The 19,168-nt window shown below is 68.9% G+C and carries 23 protein-coding genes; 5 read left to right on the forward strand and 18 right to left on the reverse strand.

Annotated elements, in window-relative coordinates:
- Positions 1 to 175 precede the first annotated feature (175 nt).
- The gene (locus tag WKR98_RS14155) at positions 176 to 496 is read left to right on the forward strand and encodes a hypothetical protein (protein WP_124689948.1); all 321 of its coding nucleotides are present in this window, start codon (positions 176 to 178) and stop codon (positions 494 to 496) included.
- Here WKR98_RS14155 and WKR98_RS14160 read toward each other — a convergent pair.
- The 3 genes from WKR98_RS14160 to dusA all read right to left on the reverse strand — a co-directional run bounded on the left by WKR98_RS14160 (position 486) and on the right by dusA (position 3,150).
- Positions 486 to 1,352: an SDR family oxidoreductase gene (locus WKR98_RS14160; RefSeq protein ID WP_124689947.1), complete on the reverse strand. Its 867-nt coding sequence runs from the start codon at positions 1,350 to 1,352 to the stop codon at positions 486 to 488. The genes WKR98_RS14155 and WKR98_RS14160 overlap by 11 nt on opposite strands.
- Positions 1,353 to 1,416: 64 nt before the next feature.
- Positions 1,417 to 2,055 (reverse strand): AAA family ATPase, encoded by a 639-nt coding sequence (locus tag WKR98_RS14165; protein ID WP_124689946.1) that lies wholly within the window; start codon positions 2,053 to 2,055, stop codon positions 1,417 to 1,419.
- A 132-nt stretch (positions 2,056 to 2,187) separates the two neighbouring features.
- Positions 2,188 to 3,150 (reverse strand): tRNA dihydrouridine(20/20a) synthase DusA, encoded by a 963-nt coding sequence (dusA, locus tag WKR98_RS14170; RefSeq protein WP_445936097.1) that lies wholly within the window; start codon positions 3,148 to 3,150, stop codon positions 2,188 to 2,190.
- A 123-nt stretch (positions 3,151 to 3,273) separates the two neighbouring features.
- On the opposite strand from dusA, the gene WKR98_RS14175 reads away from it, so the two are divergent.
- Positions 3,274 to 3,651: a hypothetical protein gene (locus WKR98_RS14175; RefSeq protein ID WP_124689944.1), complete on the forward strand. Its 378-nt coding sequence runs from the start codon at positions 3,274 to 3,276 to the stop codon at positions 3,649 to 3,651.
- A 33-nt stretch (positions 3,652 to 3,684) separates the two neighbouring features.
- Here the strand turns inward: WKR98_RS14175 and WKR98_RS14180 are convergent, their stop codons facing one another.
- From WKR98_RS14180 to WKR98_RS14190, 3 genes are read right to left on the reverse strand one after another with little or no spacing between them, the layout of a single operon-like run.
- Entirely contained in the window at positions 3,685 to 4,692 is a 1,008-nt protein-coding gene (locus WKR98_RS14180) for a Bug family tripartite tricarboxylate transporter substrate binding protein (protein ID WP_341433902.1), read from the reverse strand.
- Between the two features lie 43 nt (positions 4,693 to 4,735).
- Entirely contained in the window at positions 4,736 to 5,524 is a 789-nt protein-coding gene (locus WKR98_RS14185) for a menaquinone biosynthetic enzyme MqnA/MqnD family protein (protein WP_341433903.1), read from the reverse strand.
- Positions 5,508 to 6,368: a TauD/TfdA dioxygenase family protein gene (locus WKR98_RS14190; RefSeq protein WP_124689941.1), complete on the reverse strand. Its 861-nt coding sequence runs from the start codon at positions 6,366 to 6,368 to the stop codon at positions 5,508 to 5,510. The genes WKR98_RS14185 and WKR98_RS14190 overlap by 17 nt, the downstream gene beginning before the upstream one ends.
- Before the next feature lie 107 nt (positions 6,369 to 6,475).
- On the opposite strand from WKR98_RS14190, the gene WKR98_RS14195 reads away from it, so the two are divergent.
- Together WKR98_RS14195 and WKR98_RS14200 are read left to right on the forward strand one after the other, a co-directional pair.
- Entirely contained in the window at positions 6,476 to 7,402 is a 927-nt protein-coding gene (locus WKR98_RS14195; RefSeq protein ID WP_124689940.1) for a LysR family transcriptional regulator, read from the forward strand.
- Between the two features lie 11 nt (positions 7,403 to 7,413).
- Positions 7,414 to 7,602: a hypothetical protein gene (locus WKR98_RS14200; protein WP_087839227.1), complete on the forward strand. Its 189-nt coding sequence runs from the start codon at positions 7,414 to 7,416 to the stop codon at positions 7,600 to 7,602.
- On the opposite strand, the gene WKR98_RS14205 is transcribed toward WKR98_RS14200, so the two are convergent.
- The 3 genes from WKR98_RS14205 to wrbA are packed head-to-tail and all read right to left on the reverse strand — an operon-like array spanning position 7,599 to position 10,034.
- Positions 7,599 to 8,999 carry an FAD-binding oxidoreductase gene (locus WKR98_RS14205; RefSeq protein WP_341433904.1) on the reverse strand — a complete coding sequence of 467 codons (1,401 nt, stop codon included), beginning with the start codon at positions 8,997 to 8,999 and terminating at the stop codon, positions 7,599 to 7,601. The genes WKR98_RS14200 and WKR98_RS14205 overlap by 4 nt on opposite strands.
- Positions 9,000 to 9,021: 22 nt before the next feature.
- Entirely contained in the window at positions 9,022 to 9,426 is a 405-nt protein-coding gene (locus WKR98_RS14210) for a DUF2069 domain-containing protein (RefSeq protein WP_124689938.1), read from the reverse strand.
- Positions 9,423 to 10,034 (reverse strand): NAD(P)H:quinone oxidoreductase, encoded by a 612-nt coding sequence (wrbA, locus tag WKR98_RS14215; protein WP_124689937.1) that lies wholly within the window; start codon positions 10,032 to 10,034, stop codon positions 9,423 to 9,425. Before wrbA ends, WKR98_RS14210 begins: the two co-directional genes overlap by 4 nt.
- 21 nt (positions 10,035 to 10,055) lie before the next feature.
- On the opposite strand from wrbA, the gene WKR98_RS14220 reads away from it, so the two are divergent.
- Positions 10,056 to 11,507, forward strand: coding sequence for a YihY family inner membrane protein (locus WKR98_RS14220; RefSeq protein WP_341433905.1), 1,452 nt, complete (start codon positions 10,056 to 10,058; stop codon positions 11,505 to 11,507).
- Positions 11,508 to 11,547: 40 nt separating this feature from the next.
- Here the strand turns inward: WKR98_RS14220 and WKR98_RS14225 are convergent, their stop codons facing one another.
- Genes WKR98_RS14225 through WKR98_RS14265 form a run of 9 tightly spaced genes read right to left on the reverse strand, consistent with a single transcriptional unit; the run spans position 11,548 to position 19,160 of the window.
- The gene (locus WKR98_RS14225; protein ID WP_124689936.1) at positions 11,548 to 12,396 is read right to left on the reverse strand and encodes a DODA-type extradiol aromatic ring-opening family dioxygenase; all 849 of its coding nucleotides are present in this window, start codon (positions 12,394 to 12,396) and stop codon (positions 11,548 to 11,550) included.
- Between the two features lie 13 nt (positions 12,397 to 12,409).
- Entirely contained in the window at positions 12,410 to 12,715 is a 306-nt protein-coding gene (locus WKR98_RS14230) for a hypothetical protein (RefSeq protein ID WP_341433906.1), read from the reverse strand.
- 34 nt (positions 12,716 to 12,749) lie between these two features.
- A complete protein-coding gene (locus WKR98_RS14235) occupies positions 12,750 to 13,496 on the reverse strand; it encodes an ABC transporter ATP-binding protein (protein WP_341433907.1) in 747 nt (248 codons plus the stop codon).
- The gene (locus WKR98_RS14240; RefSeq protein WP_124689933.1) at positions 13,493 to 14,251 is read right to left on the reverse strand and encodes an ABC transporter ATP-binding protein; all 759 of its coding nucleotides are present in this window, start codon (positions 14,249 to 14,251) and stop codon (positions 13,493 to 13,495) included. Before WKR98_RS14240 ends, WKR98_RS14235 begins: the two co-directional genes overlap by 4 nt.
- On the reverse strand, positions 14,248 to 15,234 hold the full coding sequence (locus WKR98_RS14245) for a branched-chain amino acid ABC transporter permease (protein ID WP_341433908.1): 987 nt from the start codon (positions 15,232 to 15,234) through the stop codon (positions 14,248 to 14,250). The genes WKR98_RS14240 and WKR98_RS14245 overlap by 4 nt, the downstream gene beginning before the upstream one ends.
- A complete protein-coding gene (locus WKR98_RS14250; RefSeq protein ID WP_124689931.1) occupies positions 15,231 to 16,112 on the reverse strand; it encodes a branched-chain amino acid ABC transporter permease in 882 nt (293 codons plus the stop codon). Before WKR98_RS14250 ends, WKR98_RS14245 begins: the two co-directional genes overlap by 4 nt.
- A 14-nt stretch (positions 16,113 to 16,126) precedes the next feature.
- Complete coding sequence (locus tag WKR98_RS14255) at positions 16,127 to 17,290, reverse strand: ABC transporter substrate-binding protein (protein ID WP_124689930.1); 1,164 nt, start codon at positions 17,288 to 17,290, stop codon at positions 16,127 to 16,129.
- A gap of 17 nt (positions 17,291 to 17,307) precedes the next feature.
- Positions 17,308 to 18,171, reverse strand: coding sequence for an alpha/beta hydrolase (locus tag WKR98_RS14260; RefSeq protein ID WP_124689929.1), 864 nt, complete (start codon positions 18,169 to 18,171; stop codon positions 17,308 to 17,310).
- Positions 18,168 to 19,160 (reverse strand): ABC transporter substrate-binding protein, encoded by a 993-nt coding sequence (locus WKR98_RS14265; protein ID WP_341433909.1) that lies wholly within the window; start codon positions 19,158 to 19,160, stop codon positions 18,168 to 18,170. Before WKR98_RS14265 ends, WKR98_RS14260 begins: the two co-directional genes overlap by 4 nt.
- Between the last annotated feature and the right edge of the window lie 8 nt (positions 19,161 to 19,168).

The following is a 19,168-nucleotide window of genomic DNA, read 5'->3' on the forward strand; positions in this document are numbered from 1 at the left end:
ACGAAACGACCATCATACCGGCAGCCGCATGCGGCCAGCCGCGAAATTGTTGCCGTGTGGCGCCGACCGCCACAAGCCTGGCACGAATGTAAACTTTTGCTAGCGCGGCGGACCTCTTCGTAAATCTTGCACTCCAATGGACTAGGATCAAGAGACGGACTCCTGGAGGCCAGTCATGAACCAAGTCGTCGAACACGCCGCCGTTCAATACTTCCTGAAATCCCGCGTGCACGATCTGCCGGAGGGACAGTTCCGAGGCTATGTCGAGGTCAAGGCCCGCTCGGGCAAGGACATGCTGGACAGCCGGCTCAGGTACTGCCCGCTGATACGCGGCACCTGGAACGAAGCCATCGAGGACGCCGAGCGCCTGGCCGAAAGCATGCGCGCCGCCGACTACCAGGACGGCGAATGCTTCGTCTTCTCCATGCGCGGCGCCAGCAGCTTCGATGCGCTGATGAACATGTTCGGCAGCGCGCCGGCCCGGCCTAGCCGTTGATGATTTCGCCGCCGTTGGGGTGCAGGACCTGGCCGGTCATGTAGCTGGCGTCGTCCGACGCCAGGAAGACGTAGCAGGGGGCCACTTCCTCCGGTTGGCCGGGGCGCTTCATCGGCACCTTCGAGCCGAAGGTGGAGACCTCCTCGGCGCTGAACGAAGCGGGGATAAGGGGGGTCCAGATCGGCCCCGGCGCCACCGCGTTCACGCGTATGCCGCGCTCGACCACCGCCGACGACAGTGAACGGGTGAAGGCGACGATCGCGCCCTTGGTGGCGGCGTAGTCGATCAGGTGCGAGCTGCCCCGATAGGCGGTGACCGACGTCGTGTTGATGATGGCGCCGCCGGACCCCATGTGCGGCAGGGCTTCGCGGCTCAGGTTGAACATGCCGAAGAAGTTCGTGCGGAAAGTCCGCTCCAGCTGGGCGCTGTCGATGTCCTCCAGCGCCTTGCGCGGATGCTGCTCGGCGGCATTGTTGACGAGGACATCGATGCGGCCGAACTCTTCCATGGCGCGCCGCACGATCTCGCGGCAATGCGATTCGCTGCCGAGGTCGCCGGCCATGCCCACGCAGCGGCGTCCCGCCTGGGTCACCAGCCGGCGGGTTTCCTCGGCGTCGGCGGTCTCGTCCAGGTAGGTGAAAAGGATGTCCGCGCCTTCCTTGGCGAAGGCCACCGCCACCGCGCGGCCGATGCCGCTGTCGCCGCCGGTGACGATGGCGCAGCGGCCCTCGAGCTTGTCCGACCCCCGGTAATCCGGGCGCGTCGTCCTGGGCTCGGGATGCATGTCTGTCTGCATGCCGGGTTGCCTGGGTTGTTGCTGGGGGGGCAGGGTCTGCGGATTGGATTTGCCTGGCATCGTCGGTCTCCCATGAAAAGAAACGGGTGGCCGGCGTTTCCAGCAACTTGCGTGCCCCGGCTTGCTAGCGTGGCGCCACGAATGCCTCGGAACTTTCGTACTGGACGTCCAGCAGCTCGAATACCTGCATGGCCAGCGCCACGCAGGCGTTCGTGAGCTGCCAGGGAAGCGAAGCGGGGACGCGGTCCTGCAACAGCAGCTTGGTTGCAGCGAGATGGGGGCTGGGGTCCAGCAAGCGGTGGCCGAAGGCGCCCAGCAGCTCGTCCGTGGCGGTTTGCGCCAGGCGCTGCGCCGGCGCGTCCGCTGGCCACTGCGAGGGCAGGCCCCAGGCGCGCGGCATCCATTCCAGGTCGCGCAGCACGGTGCGCATGTCTTCGTGGGAATCGCGAAAGGGCAGCAGGACCAGGTCCGCCAGGTTGGCGAGATGGCTGTCGGTATCCGAGCGGTTGCCACCGCCGTCGATGACGCCGAACCAGTCGCCGACCTCGTTCAGCGTGGCGACGACCTTGGCCAGGTTGCCGGCATCGCGGGCGTCGAAAGGCAGGTAGAGGCGGTTTTCCTTGGAAAGGCGCTCACGCTCGAGGTCTGTCAGCACGCATACCACGCGCTTGCCCAGCAGCGCCATGCCATGCGAGATCATGTGCGACAACGTGGTCTTGCCGGTACCTCCCTTGTTTCCCAGCACGCATACGATCTGGGCCATGACCTCCCCTGGGCGGGCACGGGCGCGGGCCGTACCTGTCCGCTAGTATGGCCGGCGCGCGGCCAGGTCGAAAGCGCGAATAGCGGTGAATAGCGCCGGTTGTTCGGCGCCGCGGGGGGCGGCGCCGGAATCTCAGGCGGCGCGGCGCTCGGCGGCGCCGGCCACGACCTGCCAGGCGGCGTCGATCAGGGCGGGATCGTTGGCGGCCAGCAGGCGGCTGTCGGACAGCATCTGGCGCCAGCGGCGGGCGCCGCCCTGCGTGTTGAACAGGCCCAGCATGTGGCGGACGATCGAGCGCAGCGGCACGCCGCGGGCCACCTGTCGGCCGGCGTAGTCCATCATGGCCCGCACCACGGTCTCGTCGTCGGTGATGGGGGCCTGCGGCCACAGCAGGCGGGACAGCTCGGACAGCACGCGGGGCCGGTGATAGGCCTCGCGCCCGAGCATGACGCCGTCCAGTTCGCCCCCGCCGTGGCCGATGTGGGCCAGCGCGGCCGGCTCGGTCAGCCCACCGTTGAGCACGATCAGGACGTGAGGGAAGTCGCGCTTGAGCTGGCGCGCCACGTCGTAGCGCAGCGGCGGGATCTCGCGGTTTTCCTTGGGCGACAGGCCCTTGAGCACGGCGTTGCGGGCGTGGACGATGAAAACCTCGCAGCCCGCTTCGTGCACCGTGCCGACGAAATCGCGCACGAAGGCGTAGGACTCGTCATAGTCCAGGCCGATGCGGTGCTTGACCGTGACCGGGATGCCGACCGCGTCGCGCATGGCCTTCACGCAGTCGGCCACCAGGGTCGGCGTGGACATCAGGCAGGCGCCGAACGCGCCTTTCTGTACCCGGTCCGACGGGCAGCCGCAGTTCAGGTTGATCTCGTCGTAGCCCCATTCCTGGCCGGCGCGAGCCGCGCGCGCCAGGGCCTCGGGTTCGTTGCCGCCCAGTTGCAGTGCGACCGGGTGCTCGGCGCGATCGAAATCGAGGTGCCGGGCGGCATCGCCGTAGATGATGGCGCCGGTGGCGATCATCTCGGTGTACAGGCGGGCATGCGGGGACAGTAGCCGGTGGAAGTAGCGGCAATGGCGGTCGGTCCAGTCGATCATGGGCGCGACACACAGCTCCCAGCCGCCAAGTCTTTGATTTGAAAGCATAATGCCGCAATCATAACCTGCCGCGTGGTTAACCGATATCATTGCCGTCACGTCTAGACCCCGGAGATCCTCTTCATGCGCAAGCAATTCCTTGCCGCCACGCTATTGCTGGCCGGCTCGCTGGGCACGGCCTATGCCGCCAATCTCAGCTTCCTGAACGAGTCCATCCTGTTGCGCATTCCCAAGGCCCAGGCCACCGAGTTCTCGGCCGAGGTCGGACGCGTGCTGAACGACGTGGCCGACGGCCAGAAATCCAGCTGGGCCAGCAAGCCCGCGCGGGCGCGCCAGGTGCCGGTCAATGTCACGTTCGCGCCGAAGAACACCACCCGTACCAGCAAGGGCCAGACTTGCCGCTTCCTGGCGGCAGACGTGGCCCAGGGCACGGCCAAGGAGAACTGGGGCTTCTGGTTCTGCAAGCAGGAGAACGGCGCCTGGCGCGCGAGCGCGATGTAGCCGCCACGCGACTGCCGCGGCGTCCGCGCGCCGCTATTCCAGCTTGATTCCCAGCCGCTTGATCACCTCGCCCCAGCGGCGCGTATCGGTTTCGATGCGCGCCGCCATGTCGGCCGGCGAGCCGCCCGTTGCCTCCCAGCCTTGCGCCGCCAGCTTGGCCCGAACCGGGGCCGACCGCAGGATGGCGTTGATCTCTTTCGCCAGCATGGCGGCCACCGGCGCCGGCGTGGCGCGCGGCGCGTAGGCGCCTATCCAGAGTTCCGCGGCAAAGCCCGGCAGGCTCGCGGCCTGGGCGACGGTCGGCACGCCCGGCGCCAGCGGCGAAGGCTGCGCCGACGTGACGCCCAGTACGCGCACCTTGCCCGCCTTGGCCTGTTCGATGGCCCCCGAGGGCGCCATGAAACCCGCCTGGATCTGCCCGCTCATCACGGCCATGGTGACCTGGGGGAAGCCTTGGTAGGGCACGTGCATCATCCGGATGCCCGCTTCCTGCGCGAACAGCTCGCCCGTCAGGTGCGAGCCCGATCCCACGCCCACCGACCCGTACGAGATCTCCTTGTGGCGGGCGCGCGCGTCGGTCAGCAGGTCGTGCAGCGTGGCATAGGGCAGCTTGGGATCGATGACCAGAATCTGCGGACTGACCGCGGCCAATGACAAGGGTTGCAGGTCCCGGGCGACGTCGTAGGGCAGGTTGGGATAGAGCAGGGCCGAGGTGGTCAGCGGGCCGTGGGCGGTGACGCCGAAGGTATGGCCGTCGGTGGCGCGCGCCACCAGGTCGACGCCGATGTTGCCGGCGGCGCCGGGCTTGTTCTCGACGATGACCGGCTTGCCCAGCTTCTGCGACAGCGGCTCGGCGATCAGCCGGGCCACCGTGTCGGGCGAGGTGCCGGCGGGAAAGCCGACGATGAGCTTGATCGGCTGGGTGGGCCAGGGGGCGTCGGCGCCGTGCGCCATTCCCGTGGCAAGCAGGCCGCCCGACAGGACGGTGAAGGCGACCAGCCTGCGCCGGCGTGGCGCGGAACGGTGCGAAATGCAGGGCATGGATGTCTCCTTTTCTTGGATGGATGAAGGACGGGAGGGGGTGTCACGCTTGCAGGGGCACGGTGGTGGGCAGGACCTGGGCCATGCGCCGTATGCCCGCCTCGGCGGCCTCGCCCAGCTCGAACTCGAAATTGCCGAGCAGCGCGCGCAGCGCCGCGGGCGGCGAGGCTACGCCGTGGCGCGCGCAATGGCGTTCGATGGCCAGGTCCGGCTGGGCGGCGTACCGGGACAGGGAGGCCGCCAGGCCGGCGCGCAGCGGTTCCAGTGCGTCGTCCGCCAGGCCCCGGCGATGGACCCATACCGCCGAGACCACCGGGGTGCCTTGCCACTCCCACCATTCCCGCCCCAGGTCGTGGACATGCGGGAAGCGTCCCCGCGCCGCTTCCTCGACCGCCTGGTCCTGGATCAGGAGCCGAGGCATGGACGGGTCGGCGGTCAGGCCGCGCCGCCAGCGGCCGATGCGCAGCCCGTACTTGCCCGCCAGGATGGCATGCAGCACTCGCAGCGACGTGGCGGTCTCGTCGCAGATCGCGATGTCCGCGCCGTCCAGTTCGTGGATGGGGCGCGGCGAGAACAGCAGTACGCTGCCCGCGCGCTGGCGGTAGGCCAGGCCCAGCCCGCCCAGGCGCGGCCATGGTTCGCCGCGCGCCAGCCAGTCCACCGTGGCCATGGGCGTCGCGTCCAGCAGGCCGGCGTCGGCCATGGCCAGGACCGTGCTGGACATGCAGGGAACGCGCCGCATCGGCCAGTCCTCGCTGCCGACGTAGAACGGAATCCAGGGCACCGATTGGAAATGCCCGACGCGCAGCCCGCCCTCACGCATAGTGGACATAGGCATAGCCGCGATGCATCAACCGCTGGCCGCCCTGGTAGTCCGCGGGCGAGGCCGAATGCAGCGAGGCGCGGTTGTCCCAGAAGACCAGGTCGCCGACCTGCCACTTGTGGCGGTAGATCGCCTCGGGGCGGGTGGCGTGGGCGACCAGCTCCGCGGACAGCCGCTGCGCTTCCTCGTCGGAATAGCCGCTGATGCCCCGGACCAGGGTCGGGCTGATGAAATACAACGGGCGGCCGGTTACCGGATGGCGCTGCACCAGCTCGTGTTCCCGGTCCGGCCACCTGGCGCGGTCGGCTGCCGACAGGGGCTGGGCCGAGCCGGGGTTGCGGGCCAGCAGGTAGTCGTTGTGCTGGTTGAAGTTATGGACCACGGTCCTGCCGTCGATGCGGGCCTTCAGCGCCGCCGGCAGGGTTTCGTAGGCCCTGCCCATGCTGGCGAACAGCGTGTCGCCGCCGACCTGCGGCGTCATCACGCAGTACAGCATCGTGACCCCGTCGACGTGCTGGTCGCTGGCCGTGTCGCTGTGCCACAGGTTGCCGTAGCGGTCCAGGAAGGCCGACGGCGTGCCGTCGGGGTGGCGGGTGTTGCCCACGCGGCCGATCTCGGGCGTGCCCGGGACGTGGAACTCCTTGCGCTGCGAGATCTTGGGCGTGCCGAAGCGGCGCAGCAGCGCGGCCTGCGCGGGCGCGGCCAGCGATTGTCCGCGCACGACGACGACGGAATGGCGGTGATAGGCGTCCAGCAGCGACTGGAACTGCTCGTCGCCCAGGGGCTGGCCGAGGTCGCAACCCAGGACTTCCACTCCCACGTCGGGATGGAGGGGACGCAAAGCAAGCGGCATGGCGGGGTTCTCCGGAAAGTTCTTGACGTTCCGCCACATTAATCCTCATGCTATTTATATAGAATCCACCAAAAAGCGCGATCATTATTCGCGAAAACAGAGAGGTCATGGACACCATCGTCAATTTCCGGACCTTCATCGCCGTGGCGCAGGCCGGCAGCTTTTCCAAGGCGGCCCGCCAGCTGGGCATCGCCGCGTCCGTCGTGACCAAGCGCATCGACCAGCTCGAATGGCGCGCCCGCGCCCGGCTGTTCGAACGCAGCACCCGCCGCCTGGCCCTGACCGACGAAGGCCAGCGCCTGCTGCCCGCGGCCCGGCGCATCGTCCACGACGTCGAGGACGCGTTCGGCAGCGCGCTGGGCCAGGCGCACGAACTGGAGGGGCATCTGCGCATCAAGGTGCCGACGTCGCTGACCGCGATGTGCCTGGGCGATGCGCTGGGGCGCTTCCTGGAGGTCCATCCCAAGGTCAGCATGGACGTGGTGGTGATCGACCGGCCCGTGAATCCCATCCAGGAAGGGTTCGACATCGTGGTCGGGATGCTGCCGGCTTCGTACGACGGCGTGCTCGAGGCCGGGCTGTGCCCGCTGCCGCGCATGGCGGTGGCGGCGCCGTCCTATCTTGCCGCGCGCGGCCGTCCCGCCCATCCCACGGATCTGGCGCGGCACGCGCTGTTGAATTTCCAGCCCACGGGGCCGGTCTGGACCTTCCAGGGGCCGAACGGGCCGATCGCGGTCGACGTGGCGCCGCGCCTGAGCACCAACGATGGACACGTGCTGCTGAATTCGGCGTTGCGGGGCAATGGCATCGCGATCCTGTCGGCCTATATCGTCGATGGCGCGCTGGGCCGGGGCGAACTGGTCCGCGTGCTGGAGGACTTCGCCATTCCCGAATACTGGATACGCGCCCTGGTGCCTCACAGCCGGACCCACCTGGGCCGGGTACAGGCGCTGCTGTCCTGGCTCAGGGATGAGTTCACGCCGCTGCCGCCGTGGGCGCGGCACGAAAGTTGCGGCATGCCGGTCTCTTCCTGAAGGAGCGCGCCATGCCGAACCATCCCGCTTCCCCGCCCAGTCCCCGCCAGGCGGACGATCAGCCGCGCGAGCAGCAGCGCAGCCACGGCGACACGCAGAACCGCACCAAGAAGGACGGCCATACCGACCAGATCGGCACCGGCGGCAACCAGACCTCGCAGCGCCAGCGGGGCGGCGGCGCCCGGCGGACCGGACCCTAGGGCAGGACCTTGCCCGGGTTCATCAGGCCGTCCGGATCCAGCGCCTGCTTGATCCGGTGCATGAGATCCAGGGCCACCGCGCTCTTGTAGCGGGCCAGCTCGCCACGCTTGAGCTGGCCGATGCCGTGTTCCGCGCTGATCGACCCGCCGTGCGCGTGCACGCTGTCGTGCACCAGGCGGTAGACCTCGTCCTGGCGCAGCAGGAAATCGGCTTCCGGGATGGCCGGCGGCCGGCTGACGTTGTAGTGCAGGTTGCCGTCGCCCAGGTGGCCGAAGGTGACGTGGCGCACGCCGGGAATGGCCGCCTGTAGCAGCGCGTCCGTCGTGGCGACGAAGGCGGGGATGCGCGAGGCGGGGACCGAGATGTCGTGCTTGATGTTCTTGCCTTCCCAGGACTGGGCGGCGGAGATGCTTTCGCGCAAGTGCCACAGCGCGCGGCTTTGCGCCAGGCTGGCGGCCACCGCGGCGTCCTGCGCCAGGCCCTGTTCCAGCGCCTGCTGCAGGACCGCGTGGAAGCGTTCCTGGGCATGCGCCGCGCTTTCGCTGTCGGACACTTCCAGCAGCGCGTACCAGGGCGTGGGGCCGAGCGGCAGCTTCTGGTCGGGGAAGGCGCGGGTGACCACGTCCAGGCTGGCCTGGGACATGGCCTCGAAGCCGGTCAGCGCCGCGCCGAAGCCCGAGCGGGCCAGGCCCAGCAGCGCGACGGCGGCTTCCAGCGAGGGCAGGGCCACGAGGGCCGTGCATTGCGCCACGGGCAGCGGATAGAGCCGCAGCGTGGCGGCGGTGATGATGCCCAGCGTGCCTTCGCTGCCTATGTACAAGTCGCGCAGGTCGTAGCCGGTGTTGTCCTTGCGCAGGCCGCGCAGGCCGTCCCAGATTTCGCCGTCGGCCGTGACGACTTCCAGCCCCAGCGCCAGTTCGCGCGCGTTGCCATAGCGCAGGACCTGGGTGCCGCCGGCATTGGTGGCAAGGTTGCCGCCCACGGTGCAACTGCCTTCCGAGGCCAGGCTGAGCGGAAAGAGCCGTCCGGCCTCGCGCGCCCAATCCTGCGCGGCCTGGAGCACACAGCCGGCTTCGACGGTGATGGTGTCGTCGTCGGTGTCGAGAGCGCGCAGCCGGTCCAGGCGCCGCGTCGACACCACCACCGCGCGGCCTTCGGCGTCGGGCGTGGCGCCGCCCGCCAGTCCGGTGTTGCCGCCCTGCGGCACGATGGGGACGCCGTGCCGACGGCACAGGCGCACGACGCCCGCGACCTCGTCGGCCGTGCCGGGCCGGACCACCGCCTGTGCCGCCCCGGTGTAGCGGCCGCGCCAGTCGGTCAGGTAGGGCGCGGCGTCCTGGCCGGTCAGCACCTGGCCGGCTCCCAGCAGGTTCGCGAGTTCGGTCAGCAGTTCCATGCCGGTTGCTCCCTGGCGGCGGTCAGCCCGCCTGTTTGTCCGCCGCCTTGGCGGCCTTGCGGGCGGCCTGCGCGGCGCGCTTGGCCGGCCGCACGTACAGGATGGCGCACCAGAAGAAGACCGTGGTCAGCGCGACCTCGGCCCAGGCTACGTACGAGGACGGCGCGGGGTCGGTGGTCGCGCGCACCACGCCTTCCATGAAATAGAGCAGGATCAGCATCGACGCCCACTGGTAGGTGTACAGGTTGCCGCGCAGCACGCCGCGCAGCGGCAGCAGCAGCGGCAGCGCCTTGAGCGCCAGCATCGAGCCGGGCCGCAGCGGCGCCAGCACGGTTTCCCAGGCGATGCACAGCACGATCAGGGCCAGCAGCGAGATCGAGGCGACCAGGCGCAGTCGCGGGTTGAGGTCGACGGAGGGAGCGTTCATCGTGCGGGGGCCTGCCGGCCGGTGCGGAGTTCGAGGGCGGTGCGGGCCAGGCGCATGCCGAGCGCTTCGGCCAACTGGGTTTCGTCGCGCTGCATGGGCAGGCTGTTGTCGACGCCGGCCACGTGCGAGGCGCCATACGGCGTGCCGCCGTGGCGCGTGGCCATCAGCGCGGGTTCGGTGAAGGGCAGGCCCAGCAGCAGCATGCCGTGATGGAGCAGCGGCAGCATCATGCTGAGCAGCGTGCTTTCCTGTCCGCCGTGCATGGACCCGGTGGACGTGAAGACGGCCGCCGGCTTGCCCGCCAGGCTTCCCGCCAGCCACTGCTGGGTGGTATGGTCGATGAAGTGCTTCATGGGCGCGGCCATGTTGCCGAAGCGGGTGGGCGATCCCAGCGCCAGGCCCGCGCATTCTTCCAGGTCCGCCGGTTCGACGTAGGGCGGGCCGCTGTCGGGAATGGCGGGGGCCGTGGCCTCGCACACGGCCGAGACCGGCGGAACCGTGCGCAGGCGCGCCCGCGCGCCGGGCACGCGTTCCACGCCCAGCGCGATGTGCTCGGCCAACTGGCGTGTCGCGCCGTGCCGGCTGTAGTACAAGATCAGAATATCCATAGGCCCGTATTATCCCTCGACATGGTCCAGAAAGCTCCCGAGCCCGATACTTCCTTCACGCCGCCACCCCCTTCGGGCGCCGCTTCCATCCAGGCGCGCGCCATCGCGCTGCGCCGCAGCCTGCTCGCCAACGAGTCGTGGCCCGTGCGCGTGGGACGGCTGCTGCGGTTCGCGCTGCAGCGCGCGGCCGACGAGCGCATCACCCAGGTCGCCTCCAGCCTGACCTTCACCTCGGTGCTGTCGATGGTGCCGCTGCTGGCGGTGGCGCTGGCGCTGTTCACCGCCTTTCCGCTGTTCCGCGAGTTCCAGGGAGCGCTGGAGCAATTCCTGATCACCAACCTGATGCCGCCTTCGGTGGCGGACAACATCATGGAGTACCTGAACCAGTTCGCGCAAAAGGCGAGCCGGTTGACCGCGGTGGGCGGCATCTTCCTGATGATCACGGCCGTGTCGCTGATGCTGACCATCGACAAGGCCCTGAACGAGATCTGGCACGTGCGCAAGGGCCGGCCGCTGCCGCAGCGGGTGCTGATCTACTGGGCCACGCTCACGCTGGGGCCGGTGCTGATCGGCGCCAGCCTGTGGGCCACGTCCTTCCTGGCCCGCGAATCCATGGGGCTGGTGGGCGACGTTCCCGCGCCCATCGGCGTGCTGCTGTCCTTCATTCCGCTGATCCTGACGGGCCTGGCCTTCGGTGCGCTGTTCATGGTGGTGCCCAACCGGCACGTCGAGGCGCGCGACGCGATGACGGGCGGCTTCGCGGCGGCCATCGTGCTGGAAATCATGAAGTCGGCCTTCGCGTTCTACCTGACGCGCTTTCCCACCTACACCGTGTTGTACGGCGCCTTCGCCACGCTGCCGATCTTCCTGATGTGGATCTACATGTCGTGGCTCGTGACGCTGTTCGGCGCCACGCTGGCGGCCAGCCTGCCGCTGATCCGCATGGGGCGCTGGGAAACCGTGCGGCGGCCGGGGCGGCCGTTCGTCGATGCCTTGTCCATCCTGCGCGCGCTGTCGTCGGTGCGCGACCGCAATCCGCCGGGCCTGAGCACGCTGTCGCTGCGCAGCCGGCTGAACCTGCACCACGACGAGTTGATGGTGGTGCTCGACACCCTGTCCAGCATCGGCTATATCGCCCGCATCGGCGATGCCGGTGCCGCCCGCGAGCGCTGGGCCATGGTGTGCGATCCCACGGTGGCCACCCTGGCTCCCGTGGTGGACCGGCTGCTGCTGGACCGGGCGCCGCTGGCCGACGACCCCATGCTGCTGCACGCGGTGAACGCCGCCTGGGAAAGCGGCTCGGTCACCATCGCCGAGGCCCTGAAACAGCGGCCCGAGGACGTCGAGGCGGAACTGGCGCTGGACCGCGAGCTGGAGCTGGAGCCGGACCGGGAGGAAGAGGAAGCCGAGGCCGAGGAAGAGGCGGCCGAGGGCGTGGAGGACGAGCGGCTGCGCCGCCTGCGCGCCTCGTGACCTGGCGCGGCCCGCACCTGCCGCGCCGTCATTCCCGCCGTTATTCCAGCCGCCAGTACACCCCGCCCATGCCGCAGCGCATGGGCACCGAGGGCACGTAGAACACCGTTTCCGCCCGCGCGTTGCCGGCCACCTCGGCCGCGCCCATGGCCACTACCCAGGCCAGGAGCTCCGCCGCGCCGCCATCCCCGCCGGTCAGCAGTTTCTCGAAGGTCAATTCGCGCTTGACCCGCCCGGCGTTGCCTTCTTCCATCAAGGCCAGGAACCAGCGGTCGAATTCCTCGTGCACGGTGAAGTAGTCCTTGCCGCCGGGGTCGTGCGACAGGCCGCCCGTGCCCATGATGACCACCCGTTCGTCGGACGGGAAGGCCTGGACGATGCGCGCGATCGTCTCGCCCACCGCATAGCAGTGCGCCGCGGAGGGCACCGGCGGCACGATGGGGTTCATGTGGATGGGAACGAAGCGCACGTCGTAGCGCGGGAACAGGAACTTGAGCGGCACCGACCAGTTGTCGTCGAACAGCAGCTTGTCGGCGAACGCGTGGTTGATGCCCGCCTTGGCCGATTCGCGCACCAGCGCGCGGCCCAGGTCGCGGTGGCCGCGCACCGTGTAGTCCGGCACGTTCAGCCAGTCGCGGAACCACGGCGCCGGACCGGCCCATTGTTCGCCTATGCCCACGCAGAAGTCCGGAATGTTGTCCAGCGGGAAGTTCAGCAGGTGGTCGTTGGCGATGCCGATGACCACGTCGGGCCGCACTTCGTCCATCAGCTTCTGGAACTGCGCGTAGCCGTCCAGCACGCCGTCCTGCTCGTGCTGGGGCGCCTTGTCTATCCAGCCCGTGACGCCGGGTGCGTGGGCCACGCCCAGGGTTGCGACGATTTTTGCCATGTCTTTCTCCGGATCAGTCCTGCGATGCGATGCCCATTTTTTCTGCGTACAGGCGCGCCGCGTCGCTGTCGTTGTGGTTGCGCGAGCCGCCCTTGAAGAGCCGCGATATCTGCGGCAGGAAGTAGGGGTGCACGCCCATGGCGCCCAGCGCCTCGATGTTCATGTCCCGCCACGCGCGCTTTTCTTCGTCCGACAGGCCGTACGCGGCCATGGATGCTTCGATGTCCTGCTTGAAGGCGAGGTACTTCTGTTCGTCGCGCCGCAGTTCGAACACCATGCGGTTCGATGGCAGGGTCTTGTCGGTGTCTTGGATTCCCATGTCGGCTCCTTGTTCGTTGAAAACGATAAGTCGTTCACTCGGCCGCGGCAACATTGAGCCAGCGGTCGAGCGTCTCGGGCGAGGCCCGCAGTTCCGCGCTCGAGGACCGATGCACGATGCGGCCGCGGTCCAGGATGATGGCGGTCGAGGCCATGGCCAGGGCGATGACCGGATGCTGTTCGACCACGATGGTGGTCATGCCTTCCCGCGTGTGCAGGGCGATGATGGCGGCGCCCAGTTCTTCGACGACGATGGGGGCCAGGCCCTCCATGGGTTCGTCCAGCAGGAGCAGGCGCGGGTTGGTCATGAGCGCGCGGCCGACGGCCAGCATCTGCTGTTCGCCGCCGGACAGTTCGTTGCCCAGGTTGTTGCGCCGCTCGCGCAGCCGCGGGAACAGGCCATAGACCCGGTCCAGGGTCCACGGGCCCCGGCATGCGACCACGGTCAGGTTCTCCTCGACGGTCAGCGATGCGAACACCTCGCGTTCTTGCGGCACCCAGCCCAGGCCCGCCCGCGATCGCTGGCAGGCGTCCAGCCTGGCGATGTCGCGGCCCTGCCAGAGCAGGCGTCCGGCCGTCATGCGCGTGTTGCCCATCAAGGTTTCGAGCAGGGTGGTCTTGCCCACGCCATTGCGGCCGAGCACCGCCAGGCTGTCGCCAGCGCCAAGGGAGAACGAAAGATCGTCCAGCACCATCGCGTCGCCATAGCCGGCGCGTACGTGCTCCAGTTGCAGCAGGCTGCCGGACGCGTGGTTTTCGGCCGCAGGAGGGGGTGCGCTCATGGGCATGCCGCCTCCAGGGGCGTTGCCTGGCCGAGGTAGGCCTCGCGCACGCGGGGGTCGCGAGCGATGTCGCCGGGTAGCCCCGTGGCGATGAGGCGGCCGGCCACGAGCACCGAGATGCGCTGCGCGAAGCGGAAGACGAGGTTCATGTCGTGTTCGATCAAAAGAATGGCGATGTCCGGGGGCAGGCGATCCAGGACCGTGAAGACATGGCGGCTGTCGGCGGCCGAGACGCCGGCCGCCGGTTCGTCCAGCAGCAGCACCTTGGGCTTGCGCGCCAGGGCGAGCGCGATTTCCACCAGCCGCTGCCTGCCATAGGCGAGCTGGCGGGCGGGACGGTGCGCATCCGGCGCCAGGCCGATGCGCTCGAGCAGTTCCCAGGCTTCGCTGGCCGCCGGTTCATGCTCGCGCAGCGAACCGAACAGCGAGCGAACGGCGCCGGTGCGCGCCAGCACGACCAGCGTGACGGCCTCCAGCACCGTCATGTCCAGGAACAGCGTATTGATCTGGAAGGTACGCACCAGTCCCAGATCCACCCGCTTGTCGGGCGCCGCCGCGGTCACGTCCGCGCCGTCGAGCAGGACGCGGCCCGAGGTCGGGCGCAGCATGCCGGTCAACAGGTTGATGAAGGTCGTCTTGCCGGCGCCGTTCGGGCCGATCAGCGCATGCCGGTCGCCGGGAGCGAGCGACAGGTTCACGTTGTCGGTCGCCACCAGCGCGCCGAAGCGCTTGCACAGGTCGACGGTCTGGATCATCGTTGCGTCTCCCTTTGCGCCAGGCGCCGGGCGAGCCGCGCGGCGGTGCCCATGATGCCGCCACGCGCGAAGAATATCGTCAGCACCAGCAGCAGGCCGAGCCAGAAATGCCAGTACGCGGGACTGATGCCGGACAGCAGGTCGCGGCCCACGACGAATACCAGCGCGCCGATGAAGCCCCCGTAAAGGTAGCCCACGCCGCCCAGCGCGGCGATGATCAGGATATCGGCCGACCTGCCGAAACCCAGTGCGTCGATGGTGATGAATTGCGTGATCTGCGTCGTCAACGCGCCCGCGATGCCCGCCACCGCCGCCGAGGCGATGTAGGAGATCGCCAGCGTGCGGCCGTCGTCGATGCCCACCGCCAGCGCGCGGCGGCGGTTCATGCGCGTGGCATGCAGCGACAAGCCGTAGGGCGAATGGACCAGCCTGCGCACGAGGTACAGCGTGACGAAGGCCACTATGGCCGCATACACATAGGCGGTCGATCCCATGAGGTCGAACGGGAAGAGGCCGAGCAGCGGCGTGAACTCGATGCCCTGCAGGCCGTCGATGCCGCCGGTGACCGCCGTGGCCTTGTTGGCGGCCTCGTACAGCACGAGGCCGATGGCCAGCGTCACCATGAGCCGGCTCAGATCGGTGCCCCGCACGACCAGCCGGCTGCCGAGCGCGCCCGCGCAGGCCGCGACGGCGGCGGCGATGGCCAGCGCCGAGACCGGTTCGTGCCAGCCGTACTTGCCGAGCCAGCCGGCAGTGAACGCGCCCACGCCGAAGAACGCGGCATGCCCCAGCGTGACGATGCCCGCGTAGCCGAGCAGCATGTCGAGCGACAGCGCGAAGATGCCGGTTACCAGCACCTGCGCGCCCAGGCTGCGGTGATCGGGAAAGGCGAAGAACGCGGCGATGATGAGCGCCCAGAATAAGAGTTCGGGCGCGCGCCAGCGCGAGCGGTCCAGCAATGGACGCAGCGGGTTGCCGTTCATGCGGCCCTCCTGCGCGCGACGAGGCTGTAGAGGCCTTGCGGCCGGTACAGCAGGACCACCGCCATCAGCACGTAGATCATGAAGGCACCGAACTCGGGAACGTAGTATTTGCTGCCGATGTCGCAGATGCCCAGCAGCATGGCGGCGAAGAAGGTGCCGTTGACCGAGCCGGCGCCGCCCAGCACCACCACCAGCAGGCACAGCACCAGCGTGCGCGTGGCGAAGGCCGGATCCAGGCCCAGCACCTCGGCCCCGAGCGCGCCCCCCAGCGCGGCGAGCCCGCTGCCGATCGCGAAGGCGATCATGAATACGCGCTTGACCGGGATGCCCATCGAGGCCGCGATGCGCTGGTTGTCGACCGAGGCGCGGATCATCGCGCCCAGGCGCGTCGAGTCGAGCCCCCAGTTCAGCAGGGCAAGCAGGGCCATGCCCGTGCCGAGCAGCATCAACCGATACTTGGAGATGCTCAGGTCGCCCAGGTACCAGCGGCCCTCGAGGTACTCGGGCACCCGCACCGCTTGCTGCGACGACCCCCAGAAATAGTGGACGATGCCGCCGGCCATCAGCATGAGCCCGAAGGTCAGGAGGCTCTGGTCGAGCGCCGTCGCGCGATAGAAGGGCGCATAGACCACGCGTTCCAGCACGAGGCTGGCCAGGGCGATCACCACGACGACCACGGCCACCGACACGAAGAACGGCCAGGCAAGCTGATTGACCAGCGTGACGAGGAAATAGCCGCCGAACATGGCGACGGCGGTGTGCGCGAGATTGACGAAACCCATCAATCCCAGCGTGATGGACAAGCCGAGCGCGATCACGAACAGCATGGCGCCGTACGACGTCCCATCGATGATCACGCCGACGAAATCGGTCAGCATGCAGACTCCTTTGGTTAGCGGGCCTTGACGGCCTCGATTTTGTCGAACTCGACGTTGTAGAGCTCGCCTCCGACCTTCTGGACCTTGCGGATGTAGATGTCCTGCACGATGTCGCGCGTGGCGGGGTCGATCGAGATCGGGCCGCGCGGACTGTCGAGCTTGAGCCCCTTCATCGCCGCGATGAGCTTGTCGCCGTCGGTATCGCCGCCCGTTTTCTTGGCCGCGGCGTAGATGACGGCCATGGCGTCATACGCGCCCACCCCGATGAAATTGGGCCGCTTGCGTCCCTGGGCCTGGACCGCCTTGACGAAGGCGCGGTTCAGGTCGGAGTCGTGCGCGGCCGAGTAGTGGTGCGCGGTGACGGTGTCCAGCGCGACGTCGCCGATGGCCGGCAGCGAATCGTCGTCGACCAGGTCGCCGGTGCCGATCAGGCGAATGCCGGCCTGCTTGAAGCCGCGTTCGTTGTAGGCCTTCATGAAGGCAATGGCGGCTTCGCTGCCCGGTACGAACACGAAGATGGCGTCGGCGCGCGCATCGCGCGCCCGCTGCAGGAACGGTGCGAACTCCATGCCGCTGACGGGCATGCGTATCTCGCCCGCCATCTGGCCGCCGGCTGCGGTGAACGCGTCCTTGAAGGCCTGGGCCGCGTCGTGGCCGGGGCCGTAGTCGGACACGAGCGAGAACACGCGCTTGATGCCGTTCTTGGCCGCCCACGTGGCCATGGGCGCGGAGGTCTGTCCGAGCGTGAACGCCGTGCGCACGATATAGGGCGACTTCTCGGTGACGATGGCGGTGGCCGCGAGCGCGATCATCGGCGTCTTGGCCGCGGTGGCGATGGGCGCCGCGGCCAGGGCATTGGGGGTGAAGTTGAAGCCCACCAGCGCATCGACCTTGTCGCGCGTGACGAGCTCCTGCGCGTAGCGGCGCGCGTTCTCGGGCGAGATGCCGCCGGTGTCGCGCAGGATGAGTTCGACCTTGCGGCCGGCCACGGTGTCGCCGTTGAGCTTCATGTAGGCGCGCATCGCGCTTTCGATGGACTGCCCGGCGGAGGCATAGGTGCCGGAGAACTCGGTGACGACGCCGATCTTCAAGGGCTTTTCGTCGGCATGCGTGGGCGTATGCGCGGCCGCGACGGCCAGGGCGCACGATGCAAGGCAAGAGCGAAGACGCGGTTTCATGATTCGGGCTACTCCTTTCATGTGTGGGCGCGGGCCGTGGCGCCGCGGTTGCGAAGGCCGATCTGCTCGAACATCGCCGCCACCAGCGGGCCGTCGGGCCGGTTCAGTTCGTCGATGATGGAAAAGTGGTCGTGGCCTTTCATGGGCAGGAAGCGCGAGGGGGCGCCCGCGGCGGCCCATGCGCGCGCATAGCCGGCGGACTGCTCGACGAATTCGGGCAACTCCTTTTCACCCACCGCGCAGACCAGGGGGCAGGCGGCGCGGGGCAGGTGCAGCAGGGGACTGTTGCGCGCGGCGCTTTCCGCGTCCAGGCGCAGCCATTCGTTCATCAGCGACTGCGCCATGGGCCGCATGTCGAAGATCCCGCTGACCGTCGTGACGCCCTTGACGAGATCGGCCGGCAGACCCTGTCCGGCCCAATCGGTGGCGGCAGCCATGCCGGCCAGGTGGCCGCCCGCGGAGTTGCCGCAAAGAAAGATGCGGTCGGGGTCGCCGCCGAACGAGGCCGCATGGCGATGGACCCACGCCACGCCCTGGCGTACGGACGCGACCATGTCGTCCACGCTGGCCGCGGGCGCCAGGGGGTATTCCATGGAGAGCCAGATGGCGCCCGCCGGCCCGAAGGTATGGGCGGGAAAGCCGCGGTCCGACTTGCTCGAGCCTTTCCAGGCGCCGCCGTGCAGGTAGATCACCACGGGGGCGTGGGGCGCGTCCGCCAGATAGACGTCCAGCGTTTGCGCGGCCCCCTCGCCGTAGGCGAGGTCGAGCCGGGTCGGCCGTTGCTCGCGCGTGAGCCGGCTGGCCTCGGCGTAGCGTTGCAGGTGGGTGCGGAAATCGGGGACCGTGGCCTCGATGTCGTAGGGTGCGGGGCGTTCGTTCATGCGGATCTCGTGGTGATGCGGTTCGAAGAAAAATCCGTGGGCGCAAGCCAATCGCGGGGGGCGTGCAGCCGGCCGGACAAGCCTTGCTGGAAGTGGTAGAGCGCGAAGGCCTGGAGCACCTCCTGGTTGGCGTCCAGGCCGTAGGGCCAGTAGTCCTCGCCCATCAGGTCCACGGTGCGCTGGTATTCCGCCGTGACCCAGGGCAGGGTGGCGGCCAGCTGGCAGACGTCCCGGATGTCCTGCAGCGCCATGCGCCGGGCGGCCTCGAAGCCGTGGCAGACCGCCTGGGCCAGCCACGGATGGCGCTCGTGCAGCTCGCGCCGCAGGCCCAGCAGATGCATGATGGGAAAGAAGCCGGTGCGCCGGTAGTACGCCTGCTCGACCCGTTGATGGTCCGGGAACAACCGGACCACGGCGTCCTGTCCGGCGCCGAAGCTGGATGGCACCTTGGCGCCGATGACCGCATCGATCTCCCCGCGCGCCAGCATGCCGGCCAAGTCGTGGTCCGGCGGGGCGAGGATGGAGACTCCCGGTAGGGCGGTGGCGGCGGCCGGGCCGGGTTCGCCGGCCTCCATGGGGGCTTCCACCCACTGCATCTCGTGAGGCTGGACGCCGTGGTCGTGGGCCAGGAAGGCCCGGATCCAGACATTGGCCGTCGTCTTGTAGTCCGGCGTTCCGATGATCCTGCCGCGCAGGTCGGAAGGGGACCGGATGCCCTTGCCCGCGTGCACGTAGATGCCGCCGTGCCGGAAGGCGCGAGAAGGAAAGACCGGCAGCGCGACATAGGCCGGGTTCCCGGCCTCCAGCGACCGCAGGTAGCCGCTCAAGGACAGCTCGGTCAGGTCGAACTCGGCCGCCTTCGCGCGCGCGAAGGCGGCCTCGGGGTGCAGCGTCGTCGCCTGAAGGACGACGCCCTCGATGGCGACCCGTCCGTCGATCAGCGGCCGCGTCCGGTCATAGGCGGCGCAGGCAAGCGTCAGCGTCAGCATGGTCGGGG

The organism is Pigmentiphaga sp. YJ18, from assembly GCF_038066655.1.
Taxonomy (GTDB): domain Bacteria; phylum Pseudomonadota; class Gammaproteobacteria; order Burkholderiales; family Burkholderiaceae_B; genus Pigmentiphaga.